Source organism: Glaciecola sp. G7-5 (assembly GCF_055808975.1).
On sequence record NZ_CM147892.1, the window covers coordinates 454,627 to 476,339 of the forward strand.

Sequence of the window (21,713 nt, forward strand, 5' to 3'; positions counted from 1 at the left end):
AGTTAACCATGGCTTGGCAACAACTAAAAGTAAATGTAAGTGCCCAAAATGCAGAGCGGGTGGGCGACCTGCTAACGGAACTAGAAGCCCAAGCCGTCACATTTATTGATGCCAAAGATACACCTATGTACGAACCCAAGCCTGGTGAAATAATGCTGTGGCCTGATACGCAAGTGATTGGTTTATATAGTGCTGAAGATGATGTAAGCAGCCTTATTCAAACCGTTGTCGATACATTCAGTTTTATAAATCCAAATGAAATCTTTATTGACCAATTAGAAGATAAGAATTGGGAGCGCGAATGGATGGAGAATTTTCACCCCATGAAGTTCGGAAATAGGCTCTGGATATGCCCCAGTTGGCGTGAAGTACCTGATATCAATGCGGTCAATATTAAACTCGATCCGGGATTGGCGTTTGGTACTGGCACGCACCCAACCACAAGCTTATGTTTGCAATGGTTAGATAGCGTAGATGTGACAAATAAAACCGTTGTGGATTTTGGTTGTGGCTCTGGTATTTTGGCAATTGCCGCGCTGAAACTGGGAGCGCGTAAGGTCATCGGTATAGACATTGATCCACAAGCTTTGCAAGCAAGTGAAGATAATGCACAGCGTAACGACGTTGCCGAAAGGCTGGCTCTTTACCTCCCTCAAAATCAGCCCAACTTGCAGGCAGAAATTGTTGTCGCCAACATTCTATCAGGACCTTTAAAAGAGTTGTCTCAAGTCATATCAGACTACTGCGCCGAAAACGGTATGCTAGTAATGTCGGGAATTCTTTACGAGCAATACGAATCAGTAATACAAGTGTATGAAAATCAATTTATTTTTGATCCAGTTGTTGTTGAAGGCGAATGGGTTCGTTTAAGCGCTGTGAAAAAAAAGTCGTAAGTCAAGCCAAAAAAGTACTATTTGTTTAAATAATAACCTTCCAAAATACGTCAAAAATAAGTAATATACGCCCCCGATTTACGATGACGATTTTTTTGTTTCATTAATCGACAAACACATTGAGGTAGATTAATGCAAATAGGACCTTACAAGTTAAAAAATAATTTGATACTGGCTCCTATGGCAGGTGTAACTGACAGACCATTTCGACGCTTGTGCACAGAAATGGGTGCTGGCTTGGTGGTATCTGAAATGTTGTCATCTAATCCAAAAGTGTGGAATACAGCGAAATCTCTCAACCGAATGAATCATGAAGGTGAGTCCGGCATTCGTTCAGTTCAAATCGCTGGTAGTGAAGCTGATTTAATGGCAGAAGCTGCACAATTCAATGTTGAAAAGGGTGCCCAAATTATTGATATCAATATGGGTTGTCCGGCAAAAAAAGTAAATAAAAAGCTGGCTGGGTCAGCGTTGCTACAACAACCCCAGTTAGTGGCTAGTATTTTGGATGCAGTAGTCAGAGCGGTAGATGTGCCCGTCACCCTAAAAATTAGGACGGGATGGGATACCGACAATCGCAATGGCGTAGAAATAGCTAAAATTGCTGAAGAAAAAGGGATAAAGTCTATCGCTGTGCATGGTAGAACGCGTACCTGTATGTTCAAAGGCGAAGCAGAATATGGAACAATTAAGGCGATAAAAGCAAGTGTTAATATCCCAGTGATAGCGAATGGGGATATTACCAGCGCTGTACAAGCTGAGAAAGTATTACGTTATACCGGTGCTGACGGCATAATGATTGGTAGAGCCGCGCAGGGAAATCCTTGGATTTTCAGGCAAATTGAGCACTACTTACTGAACGGAACTCAGTTAGCAAAACCATCGCCGCAAGAAATGGCGTTGATATCCATCAAACATGTAAAAGATATTTATGATTTATATGGTATGCATATGGGCATTCGTATCGCGCGTAAACATGTTGGATGGTATTTACAATCGTACGATCCCGAAAGGGAATTTCGTCGAAAATTTAACACAATAGACGAAGGTGCCCTTCAAATAGAGGCACTGGAAAATTTTTTTCATGGTTGTCAAAGCAAGAAAAATATAACACTTGCAATGCAGCTTAGTTTCATGAAATAACTAAAGAGAGCAGTCATAACCTATGTTCGATCAAAATTTAACATCCCCCTTTACTACTACTGTTACAACACCGTCGCAAACTAACGCGCAAAAACCATTGCGGTCGTCTGTTAAACAAGCTGTAAACAAATATCTAAAAGAGCTAAATAATCAAGACATAGATAATTTGTATGAATTAGTGCTCGCTGAAATTGAAGCGCCTCTTCTAGAAGAAGTGATGACCTATACACGAGGCAACCAAACTCGAGCAGCAAACCTTATGGGCATCAATCGAGGCACGCTTCGTAAGAAGTTAAAGCAATATGGTTTAGGCTAAAAGTTTATTATAAAAAAGAGCGTACCATTACGCTCTTTTTTATAAGCATTATTTAATTAGACTGTCCAGTTCATGGCTTCGGCCAGCAAAACGAAAGCCAACCTTCTGGACTGTCCATTTTTTCAATTAAACTACATTTATGTTTGGATACAGCATGCACAACACTTCTATCGCACGAGCACTTATAAGCGTTTCGGATAAAACGGGAATTGTAGAGTTAGCTAAATTACTCGAAACCCAAGGTGTCGAAATTCTATCGACCGGTGGTACGGCTTCTTTGTTGCGTCAAGAAGGCATTCTAGTAAAGGACGTCAGTGAACATACTGGGCATCCGGAAATAATGGATGGTCGCGTTAAAACGCTTCATCCAAAAATTCATGGTGGGATCCTAGGCAGAAGAGATGTCGATGAAAACGTGATGCAAAAGCATGAAATCTTGCCCATAGATCTTGTCATCGTAAATCTTTACCCTTTCGCCCAAACAGTAGCCAAACCAGACTGTAGTTTTGAGGATGCAATAGAAAACATCGATATTGGCGGTCCTGCAATGGTCCGTGCTTCAGCAAAGAACTTTAAAGATGTAACTATTGTCGTTGATCCTAACGATTATACAAAAATTTCAAACGAACTTAAGTCTGATGACGCTTCAATTTCCTACAAGACCAGATATTCGCTAGCTATAAAGGCTTTTGAGCATACGGCAAGATATGATGGAATGGTTGCAAATTATTTTGGTGGTTTAGTTGAAAACGATTCACATGAATGCGAAGAAGGTTGTGAACAAACACACAGTAATTTCCCTAGAACACTGAATCTACAGTTTCTAAAAAAACAAGATTTAAGATACGGCGAAAATAGCCATCAAGAAGCAGCATTTTATGTAGAACATGACATTCAAGAATCCTCTGTAGCCACTGCGACTCAATTGCAAGGTAAAGAGCTGTCGTTTAACAATATCGCTGATACAGATGCTGCTTTAGAGTGTGTGAAAGAATTTGAGCAACCTGCATGTGTCATTGTGAAACATGCCAATCCATGCGGAGTTGCAGTATCTGACAATATTCTCTCAGCGTATTTGAATGCCTTTAAAACCGATCCCACCTCTGCCTTCGGTGGAATAATAGCATTTAATAGGGAGCTTGATGAAGAGACGGCTCGAGCTATTGTCGAAAAGCAATTTGTCGAGGTGATTATCGCACCAGTTGTGAGTGAAGGAGCACGCGACGCCATCTCTCAAAAGGTAAATGTTCGTTTGCTTGAGTGCGGTGACTGGCATGGACAACTAACTGAAGAATATGAGTTTAAAAGAGTCAATGGTGGATTACTTGTCCAAGACCGCGATTTTGGTATGGTTGATGTCGATGACTTAAAAGTAGTTACGGATATAGCGCCGTCACAAGAACAGTTAGCAGACTTATTATTCACATGGAAAGTTGCTAAATATGTGAAATCAAATGCCATTGTTTATAGTAAAGGTGGTATGACGATTGGCGTTGGTGCCGGTCAAATGAGTCGTGTATATTCTGCAAAAATTGCGGGCATAAAAGCACAAGACGAAGGCTTACAAGTTGAAGGCTGCGTGATGGCATCCGATGCATTCTTTCCTTTCAGGGACGGCATAGATGCAGCCGCTGCTGCAGGCATAAAAGCTGTTATACAACCAGGCGGCTCTATGCGGGACAACGAAGTAATTGCTGCGGCTAATGAACATGGAATTGCTATGGTGTTTACTGGAATGCGCCATTTTAAACACTAAGGCTAGTTGAGTGGACAGTCCAGTTATCAAATCATTTGGTCCACGACTGCAAGTAAAAATTATTAATAGAGGCAATAATAAATATGAAAATTTTAATTATAGGTAGTGGCGGTAGAGAACATGCCATGGCATACAAAGTGGCACAATCCCCCCTTGTAGATAAAATATTTGTTGCCCCGGGCAATCCAGGCATAGCCGAAGAAAATATGGTCGAAAACGTAAATCTAGCGGTTGATGATCTGGACAGTCTAGTTGCATTTGCGTTAGAAGAAAAAATAGACTTGACCATAATTGGACCAGAACAGCCGCTTGTATTAGGTATAACCGATCTATTTGAACAAAACGGACTAAAAGTTTTTGGTCCGAGCAAAGGCGCCTCCCAGTTAGAAGGATCTAAATCATTCAGTAAAGACTTTTTGCAGAAATACAAAATCCCTACCGCAAAATATAAAACCTTTGATGACGTTGACGAAGCCACGAGATATATCAATACAAAACGTATGCCTATCGTCATAAAAGCTGATGGTTTGGCTGCCGGTAAAGGCGTGGTTATTGCAAAAACCAGAGAAGAAGCGCATAACGCTGTGTTTTTTATGCTCAATGGCGAGTCATTTGGAGACGCAGGAAGAAAGGTTGTAATTGAAGACTTCCTAAAGGGTGAGGAGGCCAGTTTCATTGTTATGGTAGACGGAAAAAATGTTTTACCGTTTGCTACAAGTCAAGATCACAAACGTGCCTACGACAATGATGAAGGGCCAAATACAGGCGGAATGGGAGCCTATTCACCTGCGCCAGTTGTTACACCTGAAATCCATGACAGAGTCATGAGGCGCATTATATACCCGACGGTAAAAGGCATGATTAAAGAAGGCCTACCTTATAAAGGTTTCTTGTATGCGGGATTGATGATAAGTGAAAAAGGCACGCCCAAAGTAATCGAATATAATTGCAGATTCGGCGACCCAGAAACACAACCTATCATGATGCGTCTAGAATCTGATTTAGTAGAGCTATGCCTACAAGCTTGTGATGGCAAATTAGATGAGACCGAAATTAAATTTAAACCACAAGCTGCTTTAGGAGTAGTACTAGCATCTGGCGGTTACCCTGGTAAATATGAAAAAGCAATTCCAGTAGTTGGTTTAGATTATGTAGCAAAAGCAACTGATACTAAGGTATTCCATGCAGGCACAACGTTCATGCGTGGCACAATCTCTACAGATGGCGGAAGAATTCTTTGTGTTACTAGCTTAGGAGATACTGTAAAAGATGCGCAAACTCAAGCATATACTCAACTTCGGAAAATTAGCTGTAAAGGTGCTTTTTTCCGCACAGACATTGGTAATCGAGCAATCGACAGAGAATAGACTCTGAGTAAGCTTGAACACCTCTTGCTTGCATTCCAGAATAAGAACGAGCTTTTTTGCTAAAAGCAGCAACTAGCTCGTTTTCCCCCGCACAGAGCGTATAAATCTGCTCAAACCCTTTCGTATTTTTAACCCAGTTACGAATGTCGGTACTATACTCATCTATAGGCTGAAAAGCACTTTCTTCATCTTGGCTTCCCAAGATGAATGATAGATGCTGAACATACTCTTCTAAGGAGATAGATTGGTAGCTATTAAACTCGTTAAATTGCTTTCTTATAGGACCGACTTTTGTCAATTTATGCTCCAGCGCCATATCCAAACGTAATTTAATACTTGTAAAGTTAGAGTCTTGTAGCGTTTTTGCCTTGTTCGCTCTTATGGGGTTCAGGTCAACATAAGACATACATGCCAACACTGCCCCCATGTCTAACAGGGCTTGGCTCTTAAACCTCGCTTCCCAAAAGTGCCCACTAACCTCATCTTCTTTATTCGCTCTTCTAGCAACGTAATAGTTGAATCTACTCATGTAAACACTGATATCGGTTAGCTTTCTTCTATATTCGTCTATTTGCTCAAGCACCATACTTACTTCTACTTCATTGAGCCGTGATCTCCAACCTGGGTCTAAGTAAAGCTGACAAGACAAAGGCAGCCTGCCTATTCTCGACCATCGTTTTAAAACTTCTATGTTGGTCCATTGTTTTGCTAATTCGAGGTTAGCGAACAAAACAAGGTGTGTATGATTATCCATTATCGCAAACGCCATCAAGTCTATTGCAAAAACATCTGACAACAACAATAAGCGACGTTGTATCCAATCATTACGGTAATTCACCTGCCCTTCTGCTAATTCGACTGAATTCAACAGGAAGCCTTGGCGCACGCATCTAGACATGCAGTGATAAAAGCAGGTTTGTGAGTAGTCAATTAAGTGTTTTCTGGCGATAGTCATGGTTAAAAGACTAGCTGGCTGATGATAGTTTGGAAACTGTTCAAAAGTATCGTTTATGCAAATAACATAAAACTGGACAGTCTAGTATGTTACTTTAGACGCTAAATGGCTTGACGCATTCCTCGAGTTTGCCTATAACTAGCATACACAAAATAAGAAGTTCACTATGTCAGTCAAACATCCAATAATAGCAATAACAGGTTCTTCTGGTGCAGGGACGACCACAACAACTAACGCCATCAGGCACATTTTTCGCAATCTAAGCATCAATGCCGCTTCAGTAGGAGGCGACAGTTTTCATAGATTTACACGACCCGAGAATGGAAGTGGAAATCAGAAAAGCCCAAGAGCAAGGTAAACATATTAGTTACTTTGGTCCGAGAGCTAATGATTTTGAGCTCCTAGAGCAGCTATTTAAATCATACTCGGTGCAAGGTCAGGGGCAGTATCGCCAATATTTACATACTTTCGACGAAGCTGTACCTTTTAATCAAATGCCCGGAACTTTTACGCCTTGGCAAGATTTACCCGATAAAACCGATTTACTTTTTTATGAAGGCTTACATGGCGGGGTCAAAACACAAGATTGCGACGTTGCATCTTATGTTGACTTACTTGTTGGCATGGTGCCAATTGTAAACTTGGAGTGGATTCAAAAAATTGTCCGCGACACAACTGACCGAGGACATTCTCGAGACGCTGTAATGAGTAGTATTGTGCGCAGCCTAGACGACTACTTTCATTTCATTACACCACAGTTTTCAAGAACCCATATTAATTTTCAACGAGTTCCTACGGTTGACACTTCTAACCCCTTTAGCGCGCGTGAAATCCCGTCCCAAGACGAAAGTTTTGTAGTCGTCAGGTTTCGACAGGATATGAAAAAGGTAGACTTTCCCTACTTGCTGCAAATGGTAGAAGGTTCTTTTATGTCTCGCGTAAATACCTTAGTCGTTCCCGGTGGAAAAATGGGCCTAGCGATGGAGCTTATTTTAACGCCACTTATTGGTGAACTAATGGATAAAAAACGACGTGCTGACTATCAAGTAGATTGGGTCGCTGATACAAATTAATTCGTGCCTGACACAATCTGAAACATAAGGACTATTGGATATAGGGCTTTAATTCGTTATATTGCCTAACGAGCTTAGTTAAGGAGTGTTTTAGATGGGTCAGGAAACAACAAAAATTCTCGTAGTCGATGATGATATGCGACTTAGATCATTGCTGGAGCGATATTTAGTAGAACAAGGATATCAGGTTAGAAGCGCCGCGAATGGTGAGCAAATGGACCGCTTACTTGAGAGAGAAAACTTTCATCTGATGGTATTAGATCTTATGCTACCAGACGAAGATGGACTGTCCATTTGTCGCAGACTGCGCCAACAAGAGAACCAAATACCCATAATTATGCTTACCGCTAAGGGCGATGAAGTGGATAGAATAATCGGTTTAGAAATGGGTGCTGATGACTATCTTCCAAAACCCTTTAACCCAAGAGAACTATTGGCAAGAGCCAAAGCCGTTCTGAGAAGAAAGACAAGTGAAGCGCCTGGCGCCCCATCACAATCAGAGCAAACTATCGAGTTTGGACCATTTAAACTAAATCTAGCTACACGTGAAATGAGTGACAACGGTAAAGCAATGACCCTCACCAGCGGTGAGTTTGCAGTACTGAAATCACTTGTAAAACATCCTAGAGAGCCGCTGTCCAGAGACAAACTGATGAACTTAGCCAGAGGCCGAGACTACAGCGCTTTGGAAAGAAGTATCGACGTTCAAGTTTCAAGGCTACGACGCATGTTAGAACAAGATCCAGCCAACCCTAGGTATATCCAGACAGTCTGGGGACTAGGTTACGTATTTGTGCCCGATGGCCAATCAAGACCTTAAACGCAAGCTCAATCGCCTACTCCCAAGCAGTACATTCGGTCAAACTGCTCTGCTGATTGGTGGATTATTGTTTATCAATCAACTAGTTTCATATTTATCAGTCACCCATTATTTTATAAGTCCGAGCTACCACCAAATAAATAAGTTAATTTCCAATCAAATAAACACCTTCTTTTTGCACGATATCGACTCACTAACACCGCAGCAAATAAAACAGCTAAAAAACAGTACTGGCATTCGTTTTCATGATGAGATTTCAGCCATGCATGCAGGCCTAGGCAACGCCTCTCATTACGACTTTATGTCCAAACAAATCACCCAGCAACTTGGCGACAATACTGAAATCCGAGTAAAAACCGGAGAAAATTATGTTGTTTGGATTAACCCCCCGCAACGTAGCGATTTATGGATATCGATACCGCTTCGAGGACCAAATGAAGATACGCTATCTCCTTTAACCATGTACTTCTTTGTCATTGGTGCCTTAAGCGTTACAGGTGGTTGGCTATTCGTTAGGCGATTAAACCGCCCATTACAGGCACTTCAAAAAGGTGCCCGTCAGGTCGGTAAAGGACATTTCCCCGATCCTTTACCACTAGTGGGTAGCAGCGAAATAGTCGCGGTAACTGAAGCATTTAACAAAATGTCACAGGGGATCAAGCAACTTGAAAATGATCGCCTTATTATGACAGCAGGAATATCGCACGACTTGCGCACGCCGTTGACGCGTATAAGGTTAGCGAGTGAAATGCTGCCACAGGATCAAGATTGGATAAAAGATGGGATTGAACACGACATTGACGATTTAAATGCAATTATTAATCAATTCATTGACTATGCAAGACAAGACCAGCAGGAAAGCTTCGAGTATGTGAATTTAAACGAATTAATTCAAGAGTTAGTGGATGCTAGAAAAATGGTTGAAGAACATACGATAGACTTAAATCTGGGTAAACTCACATCGACCAAATTACGCAAAGTAGGTATCAAAAGAGTTATCGAAAACATCATTGAGAATGCCTTCCGATATGGTAGTAATGAAATCTCGATAGCAACGACAATGGTTGATAAAAGCCGTAGTATTCAATGTTCTATTAGAGATTACGGTAAGGGTATCAAGGATTCTCAGTTAGACAAAATGTTTACGCCTTTTGCGCAAGGAGACCAAGCGCGTGGCTCTACTGGCTCAGGTTTAGGGCTCGCCATCGTTAAAAGAATTGTTGAAAGCCATGGAGGCGCTCTTCAGTTTTCAAACCACCCCGAAGGCGGACTCAACGCTAGCTTCATTTTACCCGTACATAACAAGCAGCACTAGTGACTTCTTAAGCGCTGCCTGAATCCAAATTTTGTCCATGGATGTTTTCTATATCAATGTTATCAAAGGAATATACTTGGTGACAAAATTGACAGTCCATTTCAATTTTTCCATCCTGCGCAATTATATCAAGAAGCTCTGCCTTGCTAACACTCCGCAAAGCTGTAGCGCATCTCTGCTTTGAACAATCACAAGAAAATTCAACTGCCTGAGGTTCGTAAATCCGAATGACTTCGTCGTGATATAAACGATTAATCATTTCTTTGTGAGAGAGCGCCAATAATTCAGTACTAGTAACAGTTTCAGCGATAAGTGATACGTGTTCAAAATCTGGATTTTCATGAACATTGCTCGACTCACTTGTCGTTGGTACGATTTGTACGAGTAGACCGGCAGCTTTTTGATTCTTACCAACTTGACTGGCAAGAATGACTTTAGTGAGAAGCTGCTCTGATTGTAAAAAATACGCCTCAATGCAAGCGGCCAAACTGGGCTTGTCTAAAGCGACAACCCCTTGATATCGTTGGCCATCTTTTGGCGTTAGTGTTATCGCAAGAACACCTTTTTTGAAACAATCGGAAAATACTTGAGGATGCTCCGTCAGGGTTTCATCCCACTTTGCCACACCGCGTAATTTTTGATCGTGAGTGCCATTGACAATAATGTATCGAATAGCGCCTTCACTTTGAATTTGTAAAGCGATTTCACCTTCAAACTTCAAGGTCGCGGTTAACAAACTCGCTGTGACCATCAATTCGCCAATCAAGGATTGCACAAATTCAGGGTAATCAGCAGATGCCAAAATCTTTTGAAAGCTCTTTTCTAAAGAAACTATCTCGCCTCTTATGAATCTCTCTTCGAACAAAAATCTATCTAATATGTCTGCCATGTGCTGCCTAATTTTTGATGTTTACATTTAACGATTTCGCGGCGTTGTTTCTTATCAGGCCTAGAATCGGATTGTGGACCGTGAAGTACACTTGAAGCCCTTGCTCAAGTGTTTTCCTAGCGTTGTTCAATACCTGCAATTGTGTCTATGTTTAAGTCCTGCAGTTTCTCAACTCCTAAACATACAACTTAAACGTCTTTACTTCTCACAAAGTGCAAAAGATATCACTCTCGTCCTTTTAAGCGCAAAATATCTCGTCTCTCTTTTTTACCGGGTTTAGCCACTGGGTGCGGGCTTAATAACGAACTCAGTCTTCTTGCTTCAGCGTTCTGTTCTCGCTTGAGCTCACTTTCAGAAGTTTCTCGATACATTTTTTGCGCTAACGGCGCAGAAACTCGTTTATCAGAAATTTCTAGTACCTCAATCTCCATCATGTCAAAACCCAGGGGAAAACGAATAATCGCCCCACAATCAACCGTTTTGCTTGGCTTACATTGTTGACCGTTGTACTTTATTTTACCACCTTGAACTGCGGTTCTTGCCAACGAACGAGTTTTATAGCATCGGGTCGCCCAAAGCCACTTGTCGATACGTACCGGCGCTTGTATTACATTTTTCTGTTTTTTCATGGTTGGTAGTGTAACTGAAAAAACACCTCATTGGACAGTCTAGATCGTAATTGAGCAGTCTAGTTTGAATGATTTTCTGGACAGTCTAGTTCGTAACTGGACAGTCTAGTTTGAAAGATCTTCGTGAAGCTGCGAAAAACAAATCGCACTATTTCATTCGTTTGCTGTCGTAGTTGCGAGTTTTTTAGATTGTTTCGCCCTTAGCTATTGTAGCTTTCAACTGTACTAGCTATTATTGCACACCTGCGAATTTAATATGGCTGTAGTAGACACACAATGAGTTCTCTTACAATTTCAAACGCCACAGCATTTTATCAGCGTCACGAGACAAAGCTGATTTTTATTGTAGTGCTTATACTCAGTATTTACCTGCTTGCTTTTGCAGCCAAAATTACCTGGTCGTTAGTTCCTCAGCCTGAAAGCCAAACAAGCCAACAAACAATTCAGCTCCAACAGAGTGAAATTCAAAATAGTGGTGATAAAGTCACCAACTTAAATAAACTAATTAATCAAAATTTATTTGGAAATGCCCAAGCTAAGCCTGTTGTAGTCCAGGTAGAAGAAGTAAGTGATGTGCCAGAAACAAAACTAAATTTACTTTTGTCTGGGGTAGTCTCAAGCGATAATCCTAACCTTGGTGCAGCAATTATCGAGTATAGAAACAATCAAGGTACTTACGGTATTGGTGATAAGATAGACGGCACTAACGTGACGCTCGACGAAATATACGTCGATAGAGTAATAATTAAAAATAGACTTACACGAGAAACGCTCATGTTAGATGGCATCGATTTTGAAGAAGCAAATAAAAAACGTGCGAACGAAAGTCAAACAAACGCCCTCCCCTTAAGTCAAACAACCTTAAACAGACCAAGCAATAAACTCGTCGAAAATCAAAATAAAGCCGCTCAGGCACAAGCTGTTCGTGAGGCACGACAACAATTAGCTAAAGAACCCGCCAGTTTTACCGACATGATATCACTGGCTCCACACAGAGTGGATGGCGTCTTTTTAGGATTTAAAGTAACGCCAGGGGCGAAGCCCGCCCTGTTTAACTCGGTCGGTTTGCAAAACGGGGATGTAGTTGTTCAACTGAACGGCTTAGACTTGACCGATTTACAGCAGTCACAAGAAGCCCTCACCCAATTACAAGAGGCCGATACATTGCAGTTAGAAGTGCTGCGAGGCGGCGAATATGTTTCTCTCGATTTAGATATACCGGAGTCTTAGGGTAATGAATAAGGTAGTAGTTTTATGATGCTTGCAAAGCAAGGAAAAAAAGCAAAAAGCTTAGCACTGAGCCTATTAATGGCCAGCGCACTATTAGGCAACAGCTTTTTCGTCGAAAGTGCTGAATACCAGCCAAATTTTAAGAATACGGAAATTACCGAGTTCATTAATATAGTCGGTAAAAACCTTAAACGTACGATTATCGTAGATCCGAATGTTAGAGGAAAAATCAGCGTTCGTAGTTATGATTTATTAACAGAAGAACAGTACTACCAGTTCTTCCTAAACGTACTACAAGTTTATGATTTTGCTGTGGTAGAAATGCCAAGTGGTATATTAAAAGTTGTCCGTTCAAAAAATGCCAAGTCGTCAAACATTCCAGTTGTAGAGTCTACAGAACTAAACGGCGATGAAATGATTACTCGCGTTATCCCTGTATATAACGTGCCAGTAAGAGAGTTAGCGCCAATATTACGCCAGCTCAATGACCAAACCGGCGGTGGTAACGTAGTCTCCCACGACCCATCAAATGTTATGATGATCACCGGTCGTGCTGCGGTGGTAAACAGGTTAGTTGAAATAATCGAAAAAGTGGACCGCGCTGGTGATGAGGAAGTAGAAGTGATAAAACTTCGCTTTGCATCTGCCTCTGAGATGGTGCGCATTATTGAAAGTATTAATAATTCTCAAAGTAAACAAACGCCAGGTGGAAAATCAACCCCTCGAGTTGTTGCCGATGATCGAACCAATAGCGTTATTGTAAGTGGTGATATTAAAGCGCGTCAGCGTTTAATCAATCTTATCCAAAGAATGGACCAAGAGCTTGAATCAAGCGGTAATACGCGTGTTATTTTCCTAAATTACGCCAAAGCCGATGACTTAGTGAAAGTGCTTCAAGGTGTCAGCGACAGTATCCAATCTGAAACCCAAGGCGCGCAAACTCAGACCCGCAGAAGTTCAGGAAGTAATCGTGAAGTCAGTATAGACTCGCATGAAGACAGCAACTCATTAGTTATCACCGCCGAACCTGACATGATGCGCTCCTTAGAAGAAGTTATCCGCCAGTTAGATGTCCGAAGAGCCCAAGTACAAGTAGAAGCTATCATTGTCGAAGTATTTGAAGGTGATGGTGTGACCTTAGGTGTTCAGCTTATTTCTGAAGAAGGTGGCGGTACTCAATTCACCAATGGCGTAATAGGTGTCGGTTCATTGGGTGTGGCGTTGCGTGAAGCAGAAGATAGAGACGGTGAGTGGAACCACAGTAGCACCGAATGGTGGTGAAGTACCAACTTCGACCACTGTCGTTGGCGACCTAACCCCACTGGCAACACTTTTAGGCGGCGCAAACGGCTTAATCGCAGGTGTGATTCAAAATGGTTGGGGAGCTGTTGTACAAGCGGTTAGTACAGATACAAACTCAAATATTTTGGCAACCCCACATTTGACCACCATGGATAACGAAGAGGCTTTCTTTATCGTTGGTCAAGAAGTTCCGATAATTACAGGTACTTCAACCGGTTCAAATAACTCAAATCCTTTCCAAACGGTAGAACGCCAAGAGGTGGGAATAAAACTCAAAGTCACGCCGCAAATTAACGAAGGCGATGCGGTTCAATTGACCATTGAACAAGAAGTATCAAGTGTAAGCGGTGCAACTTCGGTAGACATATCCATTAATAAACGCGAAATCAAAACGACCGTAATCGTTGATGATGGCGGCACGATAGTGCTTGGCGGTTTAATTGATGAAGACGTACAAGAAAGTGTGTCTAAGGTACCGATTCTTGGTGATATCCCCTTTATTGGCCACTTATTCAAAACCTCAAGCACAAGCACGCGTAAACGTAATCTGATGGTCTTTATCAAGCCTACCATTGTGCGAGATGGTGTCACAATGAACGAAATCAGCCATAAGAAATACAATTATATTCGCGCCCAACAACTGCACAGACAGTCTCAAGGTGTGCCATTAATGCCGTTTAAAGAAGGTCCTAGTTTACCTTCGTGGGATGATGCATTGACTTTACCTCCTTCATTTGAGGAATATTTAACCGAGAAAGAGAAGCAGGATGGCAATTAATGGCAAGTGAGTTAGAGAATACGCAGCTAGCAGACTCCACCGACCTTGACGATGTGGCGGAGTCTGTATCAGACGAAGTAATGGCTGAAATGGCTGCGGATGAAGAGATCCCTGAGAATTCATCTAAGCTCCCATTTAGTTTTGCTAAACGTTTTCATCTGTTACTTGATGTTGATATCGAACCTCACGAACTTTATTACACTGAAGAGACTCCCCTAACGGCCTTTGCAGAAGTTAGGCGCTATAGTGGCAAGTCATTTGTCTTAAAGAAAACCAAACAAGAAGACTTTGAAACCCTGCTTACTGACTCTTTCCAACGAGATTCTTCTGAAGCCAAGCAACTCATGGAAGATCTTGGCAACGAGAGTGATTTGTTCGCATTGGCAGAAGACCTGCCCGATACCGAAGATCTTTTAGACAACGAAGATGACGCGCCGATCATCAAGCTTATTAATGCGATGCTTGGAGAAGCCATTAAAGAAGGCGCCTCTGACATACACATCGAGACATTCGAAAACCAGCTAGTTGTGCGCTTTAGAGTTGATGGCGTTTTGCGCGAAATATTGCGACCAAACAGAAAAATGTCGTCGATGTTGGTTTCTCGTATAAAAGTTATGTCGAAAATGGATATTGCAGAGAAACGCGTTCCACAAGATGGTCGAATAAGCCTTAGAATTGGTGGTAGAGGGGTTGATGTTAGGGTTTCTACAATGCCGTCTAGTCACGGTGAGCGTGTCGTTTTACGTTTACTAGATAAAAATAATGCGAGACTAAATCTCGAAGATTTGGGTATGACGAAAAATAATCGTACTCACTTTTCAGAATTAATCCGTAAGCCCCATGGCATTATGTTGGTGACCGGTCCTACAGGTTCAGGAAAAAGTACCACCTTGTATGCCGGCCTTAGTGAGATTAATTCCAAAGACCGAAATATTTTAACGGTTGAAGACCCAATAGAATTTGATTTGCAAGGTATTGGCCAGACACAGGTCAACGCCAAGGTAGATATGACCTTTGCTCGGGGCCTTCGCGCTATTCTGCGTCAAGACCCTGATGTTGTCATGGTTGGGGAAATTCGTGATTTAGAAACCGCACAAATAGCCATACAAGCAAGTTTAACTGGCCATTTGGTGCTTTCGACCCTGCACACAAATACCGCGGCAGGTGCGATTACGCGTTTAGAAGATATGGGGATAGAGCCCTTCTTGCTTTCTTCTTCGTTATTGTCAGTATTATCGCAGCGACTGGTGCGAACCTTGTGTGCGGATTGCAAAGCGCCTCATACACCTGGAGCGCGGGAAATGGAAATACTAGGAATTTCTCAAGAGGCCACCATATATAATCCAGTAGGCTGCATTAGTTGTAACCATACAGGATATAGAGGCCGCACGGGCATTCACGAACAGCTCATTGTTGATGAGAAAGTACGTGAAATGATGCACGATGGACGGGGTGAACAAGCGATTGAGAAATATATAAGAACGACAACGCCGTCGATTAGACAAGATGGCTGTGACAAAGTACTCGCTGGCATAACCTCATTAGAAGAGGTCCTTAGAGTGACCAGAGAAGAGTAATGCCAGCATACGCATATAAAGCCCTTGATTCTGCGGGGAAAAACAAAAGCGGAGTGGTAGAAGCCGACAATCCTCGTCAGGTTCGCCAACAATTGCGTGAACAAACACTGATTCCCTTAGAAGTAAATCAGGTGGAAGAACAAAAGGCGACTGAAAAAAGTGTAAAGTCATTTTTCAGCCCAAGTATATCGGCCACCGATCTTTCTCTACTCACTAGGCAGCTTTCAACACTTATCGAAGCCTCTTTAACGATTGAAGAAGCGCTACTCGCTGTTGCAGAACAATCCGAAAAACCTCGCACCAAGAGCATGATGATGGCAGTTCGCAGTAAAGTTGTTGAAGGCCATAGTTTAGCCAAAGCATTGGGTGAGTTTCCAAAAGCTTTTGACGGCTTATTCAGAGCCATGGTAGCGGCAGGAGAAAAATCAGGTCACCTTGATGCAGTTTTGGTTAGGTTAGCCGATTACGCTGAGAAAAAACATCAAACCCAAAGCCAAATTACCCAAGCGCTGGTATACCCAATCTTGATGACCCTAGTTGCCTTGGGCGTAGTAATTATGCTGCTAACCACGGTTGTACCTGAAATTGTAGGGCAATTCGACAACATGGAGCAAGATCTCCCCACCGTGACTAAGATACTAATAGGCATGAGTGAGGCCGTTCAAAACTACGGTATTTATGCCGCAATCGTGATCATAGTCACTATATTTGTTGTCGCAAAAATGCTGCAAAATCCCTTATTACAAGTACGCTGGCACAAACGATTATTAACATTGCCTTTTATTGGTCGCTTAACGAGGGGAACTAATACCGCTAGATTTGCTCGAACATTAAGTATATTAACCAGTAGCAGCGTACCCTTACTCGAATCAATGACGATTGGCGGCCGTGTGCTTAAGAACAAACACTTACAAGACCTTGTTGAGGTTGCGGCAGAACGCGTTAAAGAGGGGAGCAGTTTGAGAGCCGCACTTGCTCAAACAAAAGTATTCCCACCCATGATGATGCATATGATAGCGTCAGGAGAGCGGTCTGGAGAATTAACTCAGATGTTAGCGCGAGCGGCCGAAAACCAAGAGAGAGAGTTTGAAAGTACCATCGACATGTCGCTAAAAGTATTTGAACCTGTATTAATCATTAGCATGGCTGGCATAGTACTATTTATCGTAATGGCGATAATTTTGCCCATTTTAGAGTTAAACAATTTAGCTGGAGTTTAGTGAGATATATTTATGAAGACTAATTCAAGAAACATTCAAAAAGGCTTTACCCTAATTGAAGTAATGGTTGTTATTTTTATCATTGCGACAATGGCTGCAATTGTTGCCCCGGCTATTTTCGGACAGCAAGATGCTGCTAAACTGAAGAAAGCGGCGATTGACATACAGCAATTAGAAAGCTCAATCCAGCTCTACAGACTGCAAACCAATAGTATGCCCACGACCGAACAAGGCCTTGATGCACTAGTTAACATGCCCACCATCGATCCTATTCCTAAGGGCTATCCTGAAGGCGGCATTATCACAAGGTTACCAGAAGATCCTTGGGGCAACAGTTACGTACTTCTTTATCCTGGCGAAGTAGGTCAATACGACATCTATAGCTTTGGCCCTGATCAAATCGAAGGTACTGAGGATGATATTGCGACTTGGAACTTAAATGAATACCTCAAGTAAGTAACTCAAATTAAGATCTGGACTGTCCAGATCTTAATTAACATAAAGCTGCGCTTAGACAAAACTCATAATAATCAAGGTTTTACTTTGTCCTACTCGAAGACGACTAAAAGCTACGACCCAAAACAAGTAGGCTTTACTCTACTTGAAGTTATTATTGTGCTCGCACTAATTGGTCTTATTCTTGCGAGTGTTAGGTTTGCTTTTTTTGCCGGAAATGTCCAAAAAGATATTGAAAAAGAAGTGAAGCGCTTACAAGTCGTTTTCAATATGGCAAGTGACTATGCTGTCATCAATCAACTAGAAATGGGTTTGAGACTTGACGATAAAGAACAATCCTATGAATTTGTTAAATTAGATGATGAAGAACAATGGGTACCCGTAGAAGACCAAAAACAATTCGAAAAAGCCTACTTTTCTGAAGGCGTTTATTTAGAACTTATTCTGGATGGTTTGGCCTGGGAAAACGATGACTCATTGTTTGACAGGCGAATTTTTGACGAGCAATTAAGCGTCAGTGATGAAGGCGTTGATATAGGCAATGAAGAAGACAAAGCTCCTCCTCCCCCACAAGTATTTATACTATCGAGCGGCGAAATTACTCCATTTGAATTACGTATAAGATACGAACCTCAAGAAATTGGCGATGAGGGTTTTGAGTTCCAGCTACAAGGCCAGGATACCGTTCCCTTATCTTTAGTAGAGCCAGAATGAAACCTTTCGTAAACTTTAAAAAAAATCACCTAGGCTTCACTCTAATTGAAGTCATGGTTGCGGTTGCTATTTTTGCGCTTGCTGGCGGTGCGGTTATGAAAACCGTTTACGAACATTTACGTTCAGTTACGGTGTTAGAAAGAGTCACATTTGCAACATGGGTCGCAAATAATGAATTAACGCGCAGTACCTTAGAATCGACAATCAAATGGCCATTGGATAAAGAAACAAAAGGCGAAGAAGAAATGGTTGGGCAAGTTTGGTATTGGGAACGTGAAGTCGTTAAAACCAGCGACGATTCACTTTATCAAATCACGGTTACCGTTGCGTTAGATGAAGAAATGAAAACGCAAATTACATCTGTTAGTAGCTTTATAGCGAAGCAAACCCAATGAACAAAAACAGCAGAAATAAAAATCTAGACTGTCCAGGATTTTATTTTTCCGTTAAAAATCAACGTGCTTTCACGCTCATAGAAATAGTGATTGCCATTGGTATATTCTCGCTACTTGCCTTAGCCGCAAATGCGATGTTGACCAACGTCAACACATCAAGCGAAGTCTCAGCAAAGAGAGAAGCCCAATTTGAACAACTTCAGCGGGCCATGATCATAATCGAACGCGACTTCCTTCAAATCCAAGCTAGGATTCCTCGAACCCAAGGTATTGAAAATAATTTAGTAATCACTGGCGGCGAGTTTGAGTTTGAAAGCGAAGCTTACGGCATTGGCTTTGTTAGAGGTGGCTGGCGAAATCCGCAAATGCGTTTAAAACGCAGTAGTCTGCAAAATGTCGCTTATCGCTTACAAGAAAATCGTCTAGAACGCTTGCACACCAATTATGTAGACGCTGTCATCGGCACTGAACCCAAAGTGAGAGTCTTACTAGAGGGCGTAAGTGATTTCCAGGTAGAAGTACTCCGAGAACTTAGCACCGAGTTAGACTGGTCAGATACCATCCCTGACGTAGACCTGCCAATTGCAATCGCTATCACCATCACAACCGATACATTTGGTGTTATTCGCAGAGAATTCCAGGTGAAAGTATGACGCTTCAACAATACAACAAAAAGCAAAACGGCCTTGCCTTAGTTGTGGTTTTACTCATCGTTAGTTTAATCACGGTCATTGCGGTAGAGATGAGCAGTAGACTTCAACTTAATGTCGCCCGCACCTTAAATATTAAGGCCAATAATCAAGCATATTGGTATGCATTAGGCGCTGAGCAGTTTGCGCAAAACTCCTTAATGACACTAAAAGCACTCACCGGAGACAATATTAATTTAAGTCAACCATGGGCTGAAACCTTTGAGTACCCCGTGCCTGGCGGGTCAATCAAAGCGCAATTAGAAGATATGCAGACTTGCTTCAACCTAAACGCAATCAATTCTGCCTATATTCGACCCGATGACAATGAGGACGAGGAAGAAAGTAAGGAAAACGAGGGGAATCCAGGTCTACCAATCGACCCAACCCTAATAACGCAGCCTCAAGAAGCATTTCACCGCTTAGTTGAATTTTTCGTAAACGATAGCTTAGTTAGCGATACCATCCGCGATTCGTTAATCGACTGGATAGACGAAGACAGCACGCCTAAAAATTACGGCGCCGAAGATGCTGACTACGAATCCCTAGCAAATCCATATTTGGCAGCAAACAATCCGCTAGGGCACCCCTCAGAACTTCGACTTATAAACGGAATAGAACAAGCTATCGAAGTAGGCGGATTAGAAGAGTTATCATCAGTGGTATGTGTTCTCCCTGAAAGCAACATCAAAATCAATGTAAATACGATTAGCGGCGAGAACGCGGTTGTGTTGTCTTCGCTTTTAGGGGACACTTTAGACACCGGTACGAGTATTATCGATAGTCGTCCAACAGAGGGATTCAACAGTATTGAAGACTTTTTTGCACTAGCTGAAGTTCAAGCTTTAGAATTAGATCCAGAAAAGAAACAATGGTTTGATATAACCACCAAGTATTTTAAACTAAACACGATAGCCAAGTTCCAAGGTTCACAGTTTAAATTATCAACTATTTTTAGACTAGATGATGGCGGGATCACCATTATTAGTCGAGAGTTTGGAGGCGCATTTTAGATGCAGCGTTTAATAATTCGATTGGGCTCACAACATAGCGACCCAATCCATTGGTTAGTTTACAGCGCGCAAGAAGACGAGATTATTGCGTCGGGTAAATTAAATGATGCAAGCGCGATGGCATCATTGAGCGAGCGTGCGACAAGTGCTGAGGTAATTGCCCTCGCCCCATCAAGTGAAGTGCTTTATAAACGCGTTGAACTTCCACCAAACGCCTCAAGAAAAACGATAGCCGCTATTCCGTATATGATTGAAGATGAGCTTTGCGGCGATGTCGATCAGCTATTTTTTGCACTAGGTGAGAAACAGGGAAATACCCAACAAGTCGCTATTATCAACAAAGAAAAACTACAACAATGGCAGCAAGCTTTTGTTGACGCTGGTTTGTTTTGCGCCCGTTTAGTACCCGATGCCTATTGTTTACCAGAAAGCGACGGCATTAGTATCTTGGAGTTGGACGAGAATTTGTTAGTTAGATTTGCCGACGGACAATTTATGCAGGGTGAAAGCCCTTGGCTATTACCATTAGTCAATGAAAAAGCCACAAGTGATAAACTCGCTATTACATGTTACAGCGAAATCCATACCCTTGCAGAATCTGAACATGTCACTTTTAACTTTGACAGCCTGCCCATGCAATTATTATTAAAGGGCGCTTTGGCATCAACATTAAACTTGTTCCAAGGTGAATATACTGTCAAACATAAAACGAATGTTGCGTGGGACAAATGGAAGCTTGCCGCCGCATTAGCTGTGATTGCCCTTTGCTCAAATTTGGTTTACAAAACCACTGAACTAAACAATTTAAAGCGTGACCGAGCGGAGCTGCGTCAAGAAATCCAAGCAAGCGTGAAGCAAGGCTTTCCAAACTTAGGTAAAGTAACAAACGTTAGACGTGTTTTAGCACGAGAAATAAACGCTCTTGAAAAAGGGGGCGGAAATTTGAGTATGTTGGCGATGTTAACCAGATTAAGTGATGCTTTTGAAACCTCAGGCGTTCGACCTCAAACCTTAAAGTACGATATAAAACGCTCAGAAATACGCATACAATCAGTTGCCCAAAATTTTGAAGCCTTAGAAAGTTTCAGACGTAATGCCCAAAACTTAGGTTTTGAAGTTGAACAAGGCGCTTTGAACAATAGAGGCGATGAAGTAATCGGTGTCATTACGGTGAGAGGCTAAT

The 21,713-nt window shown here is 41.9% G+C and carries 19 protein-coding genes and 2 pseudogenes; 18 read left to right on the forward strand and 3 right to left on the reverse strand.

The window, feature by feature from the left end:
• Positions 1–8 precede the first annotated feature (8 nt).
• The 5 genes from prmA (at position 9) to purD (ending at position 5,475) form a co-directional block, all read left to right on the forward strand.
• Entirely contained in the window at positions 9–893 is an 885-nt protein-coding gene (prmA, locus tag AC0L6H_RS01905) for a 50S ribosomal protein L11 methyltransferase (protein ID WP_473392253.1), read from the forward strand.
• Between the two features lie 132 nt (positions 894–1,025).
• The gene (gene dusB / locus AC0L6H_RS01910; RefSeq protein ID WP_473392254.1) at positions 1,026–2,036 is read left to right on the forward strand and encodes a tRNA dihydrouridine synthase DusB; all 1,011 of its coding nucleotides are present in this window, start codon (positions 1,026–1,028) and stop codon (positions 2,034–2,036) included.
• Between the two features lie 22 nt (positions 2,037–2,058).
• Positions 2,059–2,352 (forward strand): DNA-binding transcriptional regulator Fis, encoded by a 294-nt coding sequence (fis, locus tag AC0L6H_RS01915; protein WP_473392255.1) that lies wholly within the window; start codon positions 2,059–2,061, stop codon positions 2,350–2,352.
• A gap of 154 nt (positions 2,353–2,506) precedes the next feature.
• On the forward strand, positions 2,507–4,108 hold the full coding sequence (purH, locus tag AC0L6H_RS01920; RefSeq protein WP_473392256.1) for a bifunctional phosphoribosylaminoimidazolecarboxamide formyltransferase/IMP cyclohydrolase: 1,602 nt from the start codon (positions 2,507–2,509) through the stop codon (positions 4,106–4,108).
• A gap of 83 nt (positions 4,109–4,191) precedes the next feature.
• The gene (gene purD / locus AC0L6H_RS01925) at positions 4,192–5,475 is read left to right on the forward strand and encodes a phosphoribosylamine--glycine ligase (RefSeq protein WP_473392257.1); all 1,284 of its coding nucleotides are present in this window, start codon (positions 4,192–4,194) and stop codon (positions 5,473–5,475) included.
• Here purD and AC0L6H_RS01930 read toward each other — a convergent pair.
• Positions 5,414–6,343: a transposase gene (locus tag AC0L6H_RS01930; RefSeq protein WP_473392258.1), complete on the reverse strand. Its 930-nt coding sequence runs from the start codon at positions 6,341–6,343 to the stop codon at positions 5,414–5,416. The two genes, purD and AC0L6H_RS01930, sit on opposite strands and share 62 nt — an antisense overlap.
• Positions 6,344–6,596: 253 nt before the next feature.
• Between AC0L6H_RS01930 and AC0L6H_RS01935 the strand changes: the two are divergent.
• From AC0L6H_RS01935 to envZ, 3 genes and pseudogenes are all read left to right on the forward strand, one after another.
• Positions 6,597–7,503, forward strand: a pseudogene (locus AC0L6H_RS01935) (phosphoribulokinase).
• A gap of 94 nt (positions 7,504–7,597) precedes the next feature.
• Positions 7,598–8,323 (forward strand): osmolarity response regulator transcription factor OmpR, encoded by a 726-nt coding sequence (ompR, locus tag AC0L6H_RS01940; protein ID WP_473392259.1) that lies wholly within the window; start codon positions 7,598–7,600, stop codon positions 8,321–8,323.
• Complete coding sequence (gene envZ, locus AC0L6H_RS01945) at positions 8,304–9,638, forward strand: two-component system sensor histidine kinase EnvZ (RefSeq protein ID WP_473392260.1); 1,335 nt, start codon at positions 8,304–8,306, stop codon at positions 9,636–9,638. Before ompR ends, envZ begins: the two co-directional genes overlap by 20 nt.
• A 7-nt stretch (positions 9,639–9,645) precedes the next feature.
• Here the strand turns inward: envZ and hslO are convergent, their stop codons facing one another.
• Positions 9,646–10,527, reverse strand: coding sequence for an Hsp33 family molecular chaperone HslO (gene hslO / locus AC0L6H_RS01950; RefSeq protein ID WP_473392261.1), 882 nt, complete (start codon positions 10,525–10,527; stop codon positions 9,646–9,648).
• A gap of 224 nt (positions 10,528–10,751) precedes the next feature.
• Complete coding sequence (locus AC0L6H_RS01955; protein WP_473392263.1) at positions 10,752–11,156, reverse strand: RNA-binding S4 domain-containing protein; 405 nt, start codon at positions 11,154–11,156, stop codon at positions 10,752–10,754.
• 276 nt (positions 11,157–11,432) lie between these two features.
• On the opposite strand from AC0L6H_RS01955, the gene gspC reads away from it, so the two are divergent.
• From gspC to gspL, 10 genes and pseudogenes are all read left to right on the forward strand, one after another.
• Positions 11,433–12,386 carry a type II secretion system protein GspC gene (gspC, locus tag AC0L6H_RS01960; RefSeq protein ID WP_473392264.1) on the forward strand — a complete coding sequence of 318 codons (954 nt, stop codon included), beginning with the start codon at positions 11,433–11,435 and terminating at the stop codon, positions 12,384–12,386.
• A 78-nt stretch (positions 12,387–12,464) separates the two neighbouring features.
• Positions 12,465–14,466: pseudogene (gspD, locus tag AC0L6H_RS01965) on the forward strand (type II secretion system secretin GspD).
• A gap of 80 nt (positions 14,467–14,546) precedes the next feature.
• The gene (gene gspE / locus AC0L6H_RS01970; protein WP_473394447.1) at positions 14,547–16,043 is read left to right on the forward strand and encodes a type II secretion system ATPase GspE; all 1,497 of its coding nucleotides are present in this window, start codon (positions 14,547–14,549) and stop codon (positions 16,041–16,043) included.
• On the forward strand, positions 16,043–17,263 hold the full coding sequence (gene gspF, locus AC0L6H_RS01975; protein WP_473392265.1) for a type II secretion system inner membrane protein GspF: 1,221 nt from the start codon (positions 16,043–16,045) through the stop codon (positions 17,261–17,263). The genes gspE and gspF overlap by 1 nt, the downstream gene beginning before the upstream one ends.
• A 12-nt stretch (positions 17,264–17,275) precedes the next feature.
• Positions 17,276–17,719, forward strand: a complete 444-nt coding sequence (gene gspG, locus AC0L6H_RS01980; RefSeq protein ID WP_473392267.1) for a type II secretion system major pseudopilin GspG — start codon at positions 17,276–17,278, stop codon at positions 17,717–17,719.
• Positions 17,720–17,806: 87 nt separating this feature from the next.
• Positions 17,807–18,433, forward strand: a complete 627-nt coding sequence (gene gspH, locus AC0L6H_RS01985) for a type II secretion system minor pseudopilin GspH (protein ID WP_473392268.1) — start codon at positions 17,807–17,809, stop codon at positions 18,431–18,433.
• Entirely contained in the window at positions 18,430–18,828 is a 399-nt protein-coding gene (gene gspI / locus AC0L6H_RS01990; RefSeq protein ID WP_473392269.1) for a type II secretion system minor pseudopilin GspI, read from the forward strand. Before gspH ends, gspI begins: the two co-directional genes overlap by 4 nt.
• Complete coding sequence (gspJ, locus tag AC0L6H_RS01995; protein ID WP_473392270.1) at positions 18,825–19,481, forward strand: type II secretion system minor pseudopilin GspJ; 657 nt, start codon at positions 18,825–18,827, stop codon at positions 19,479–19,481. The genes gspI and gspJ overlap by 4 nt, the downstream gene beginning before the upstream one ends.
• Positions 19,478–20,530, forward strand: a complete 1,053-nt coding sequence (gene gspK, locus AC0L6H_RS02000; RefSeq protein ID WP_473392271.1) for a type II secretion system minor pseudopilin GspK — start codon at positions 19,478–19,480, stop codon at positions 20,528–20,530. The genes gspJ and gspK overlap by 4 nt, the downstream gene beginning before the upstream one ends.
• Positions 20,531–21,712, forward strand: coding sequence for a type II secretion system protein GspL (gspL, locus tag AC0L6H_RS02005; protein WP_473392272.1), 1,182 nt, complete (start codon positions 20,531–20,533; stop codon positions 21,710–21,712).
• The last annotated feature ends 1 nt before the right edge of the window (position 21,713 follow it).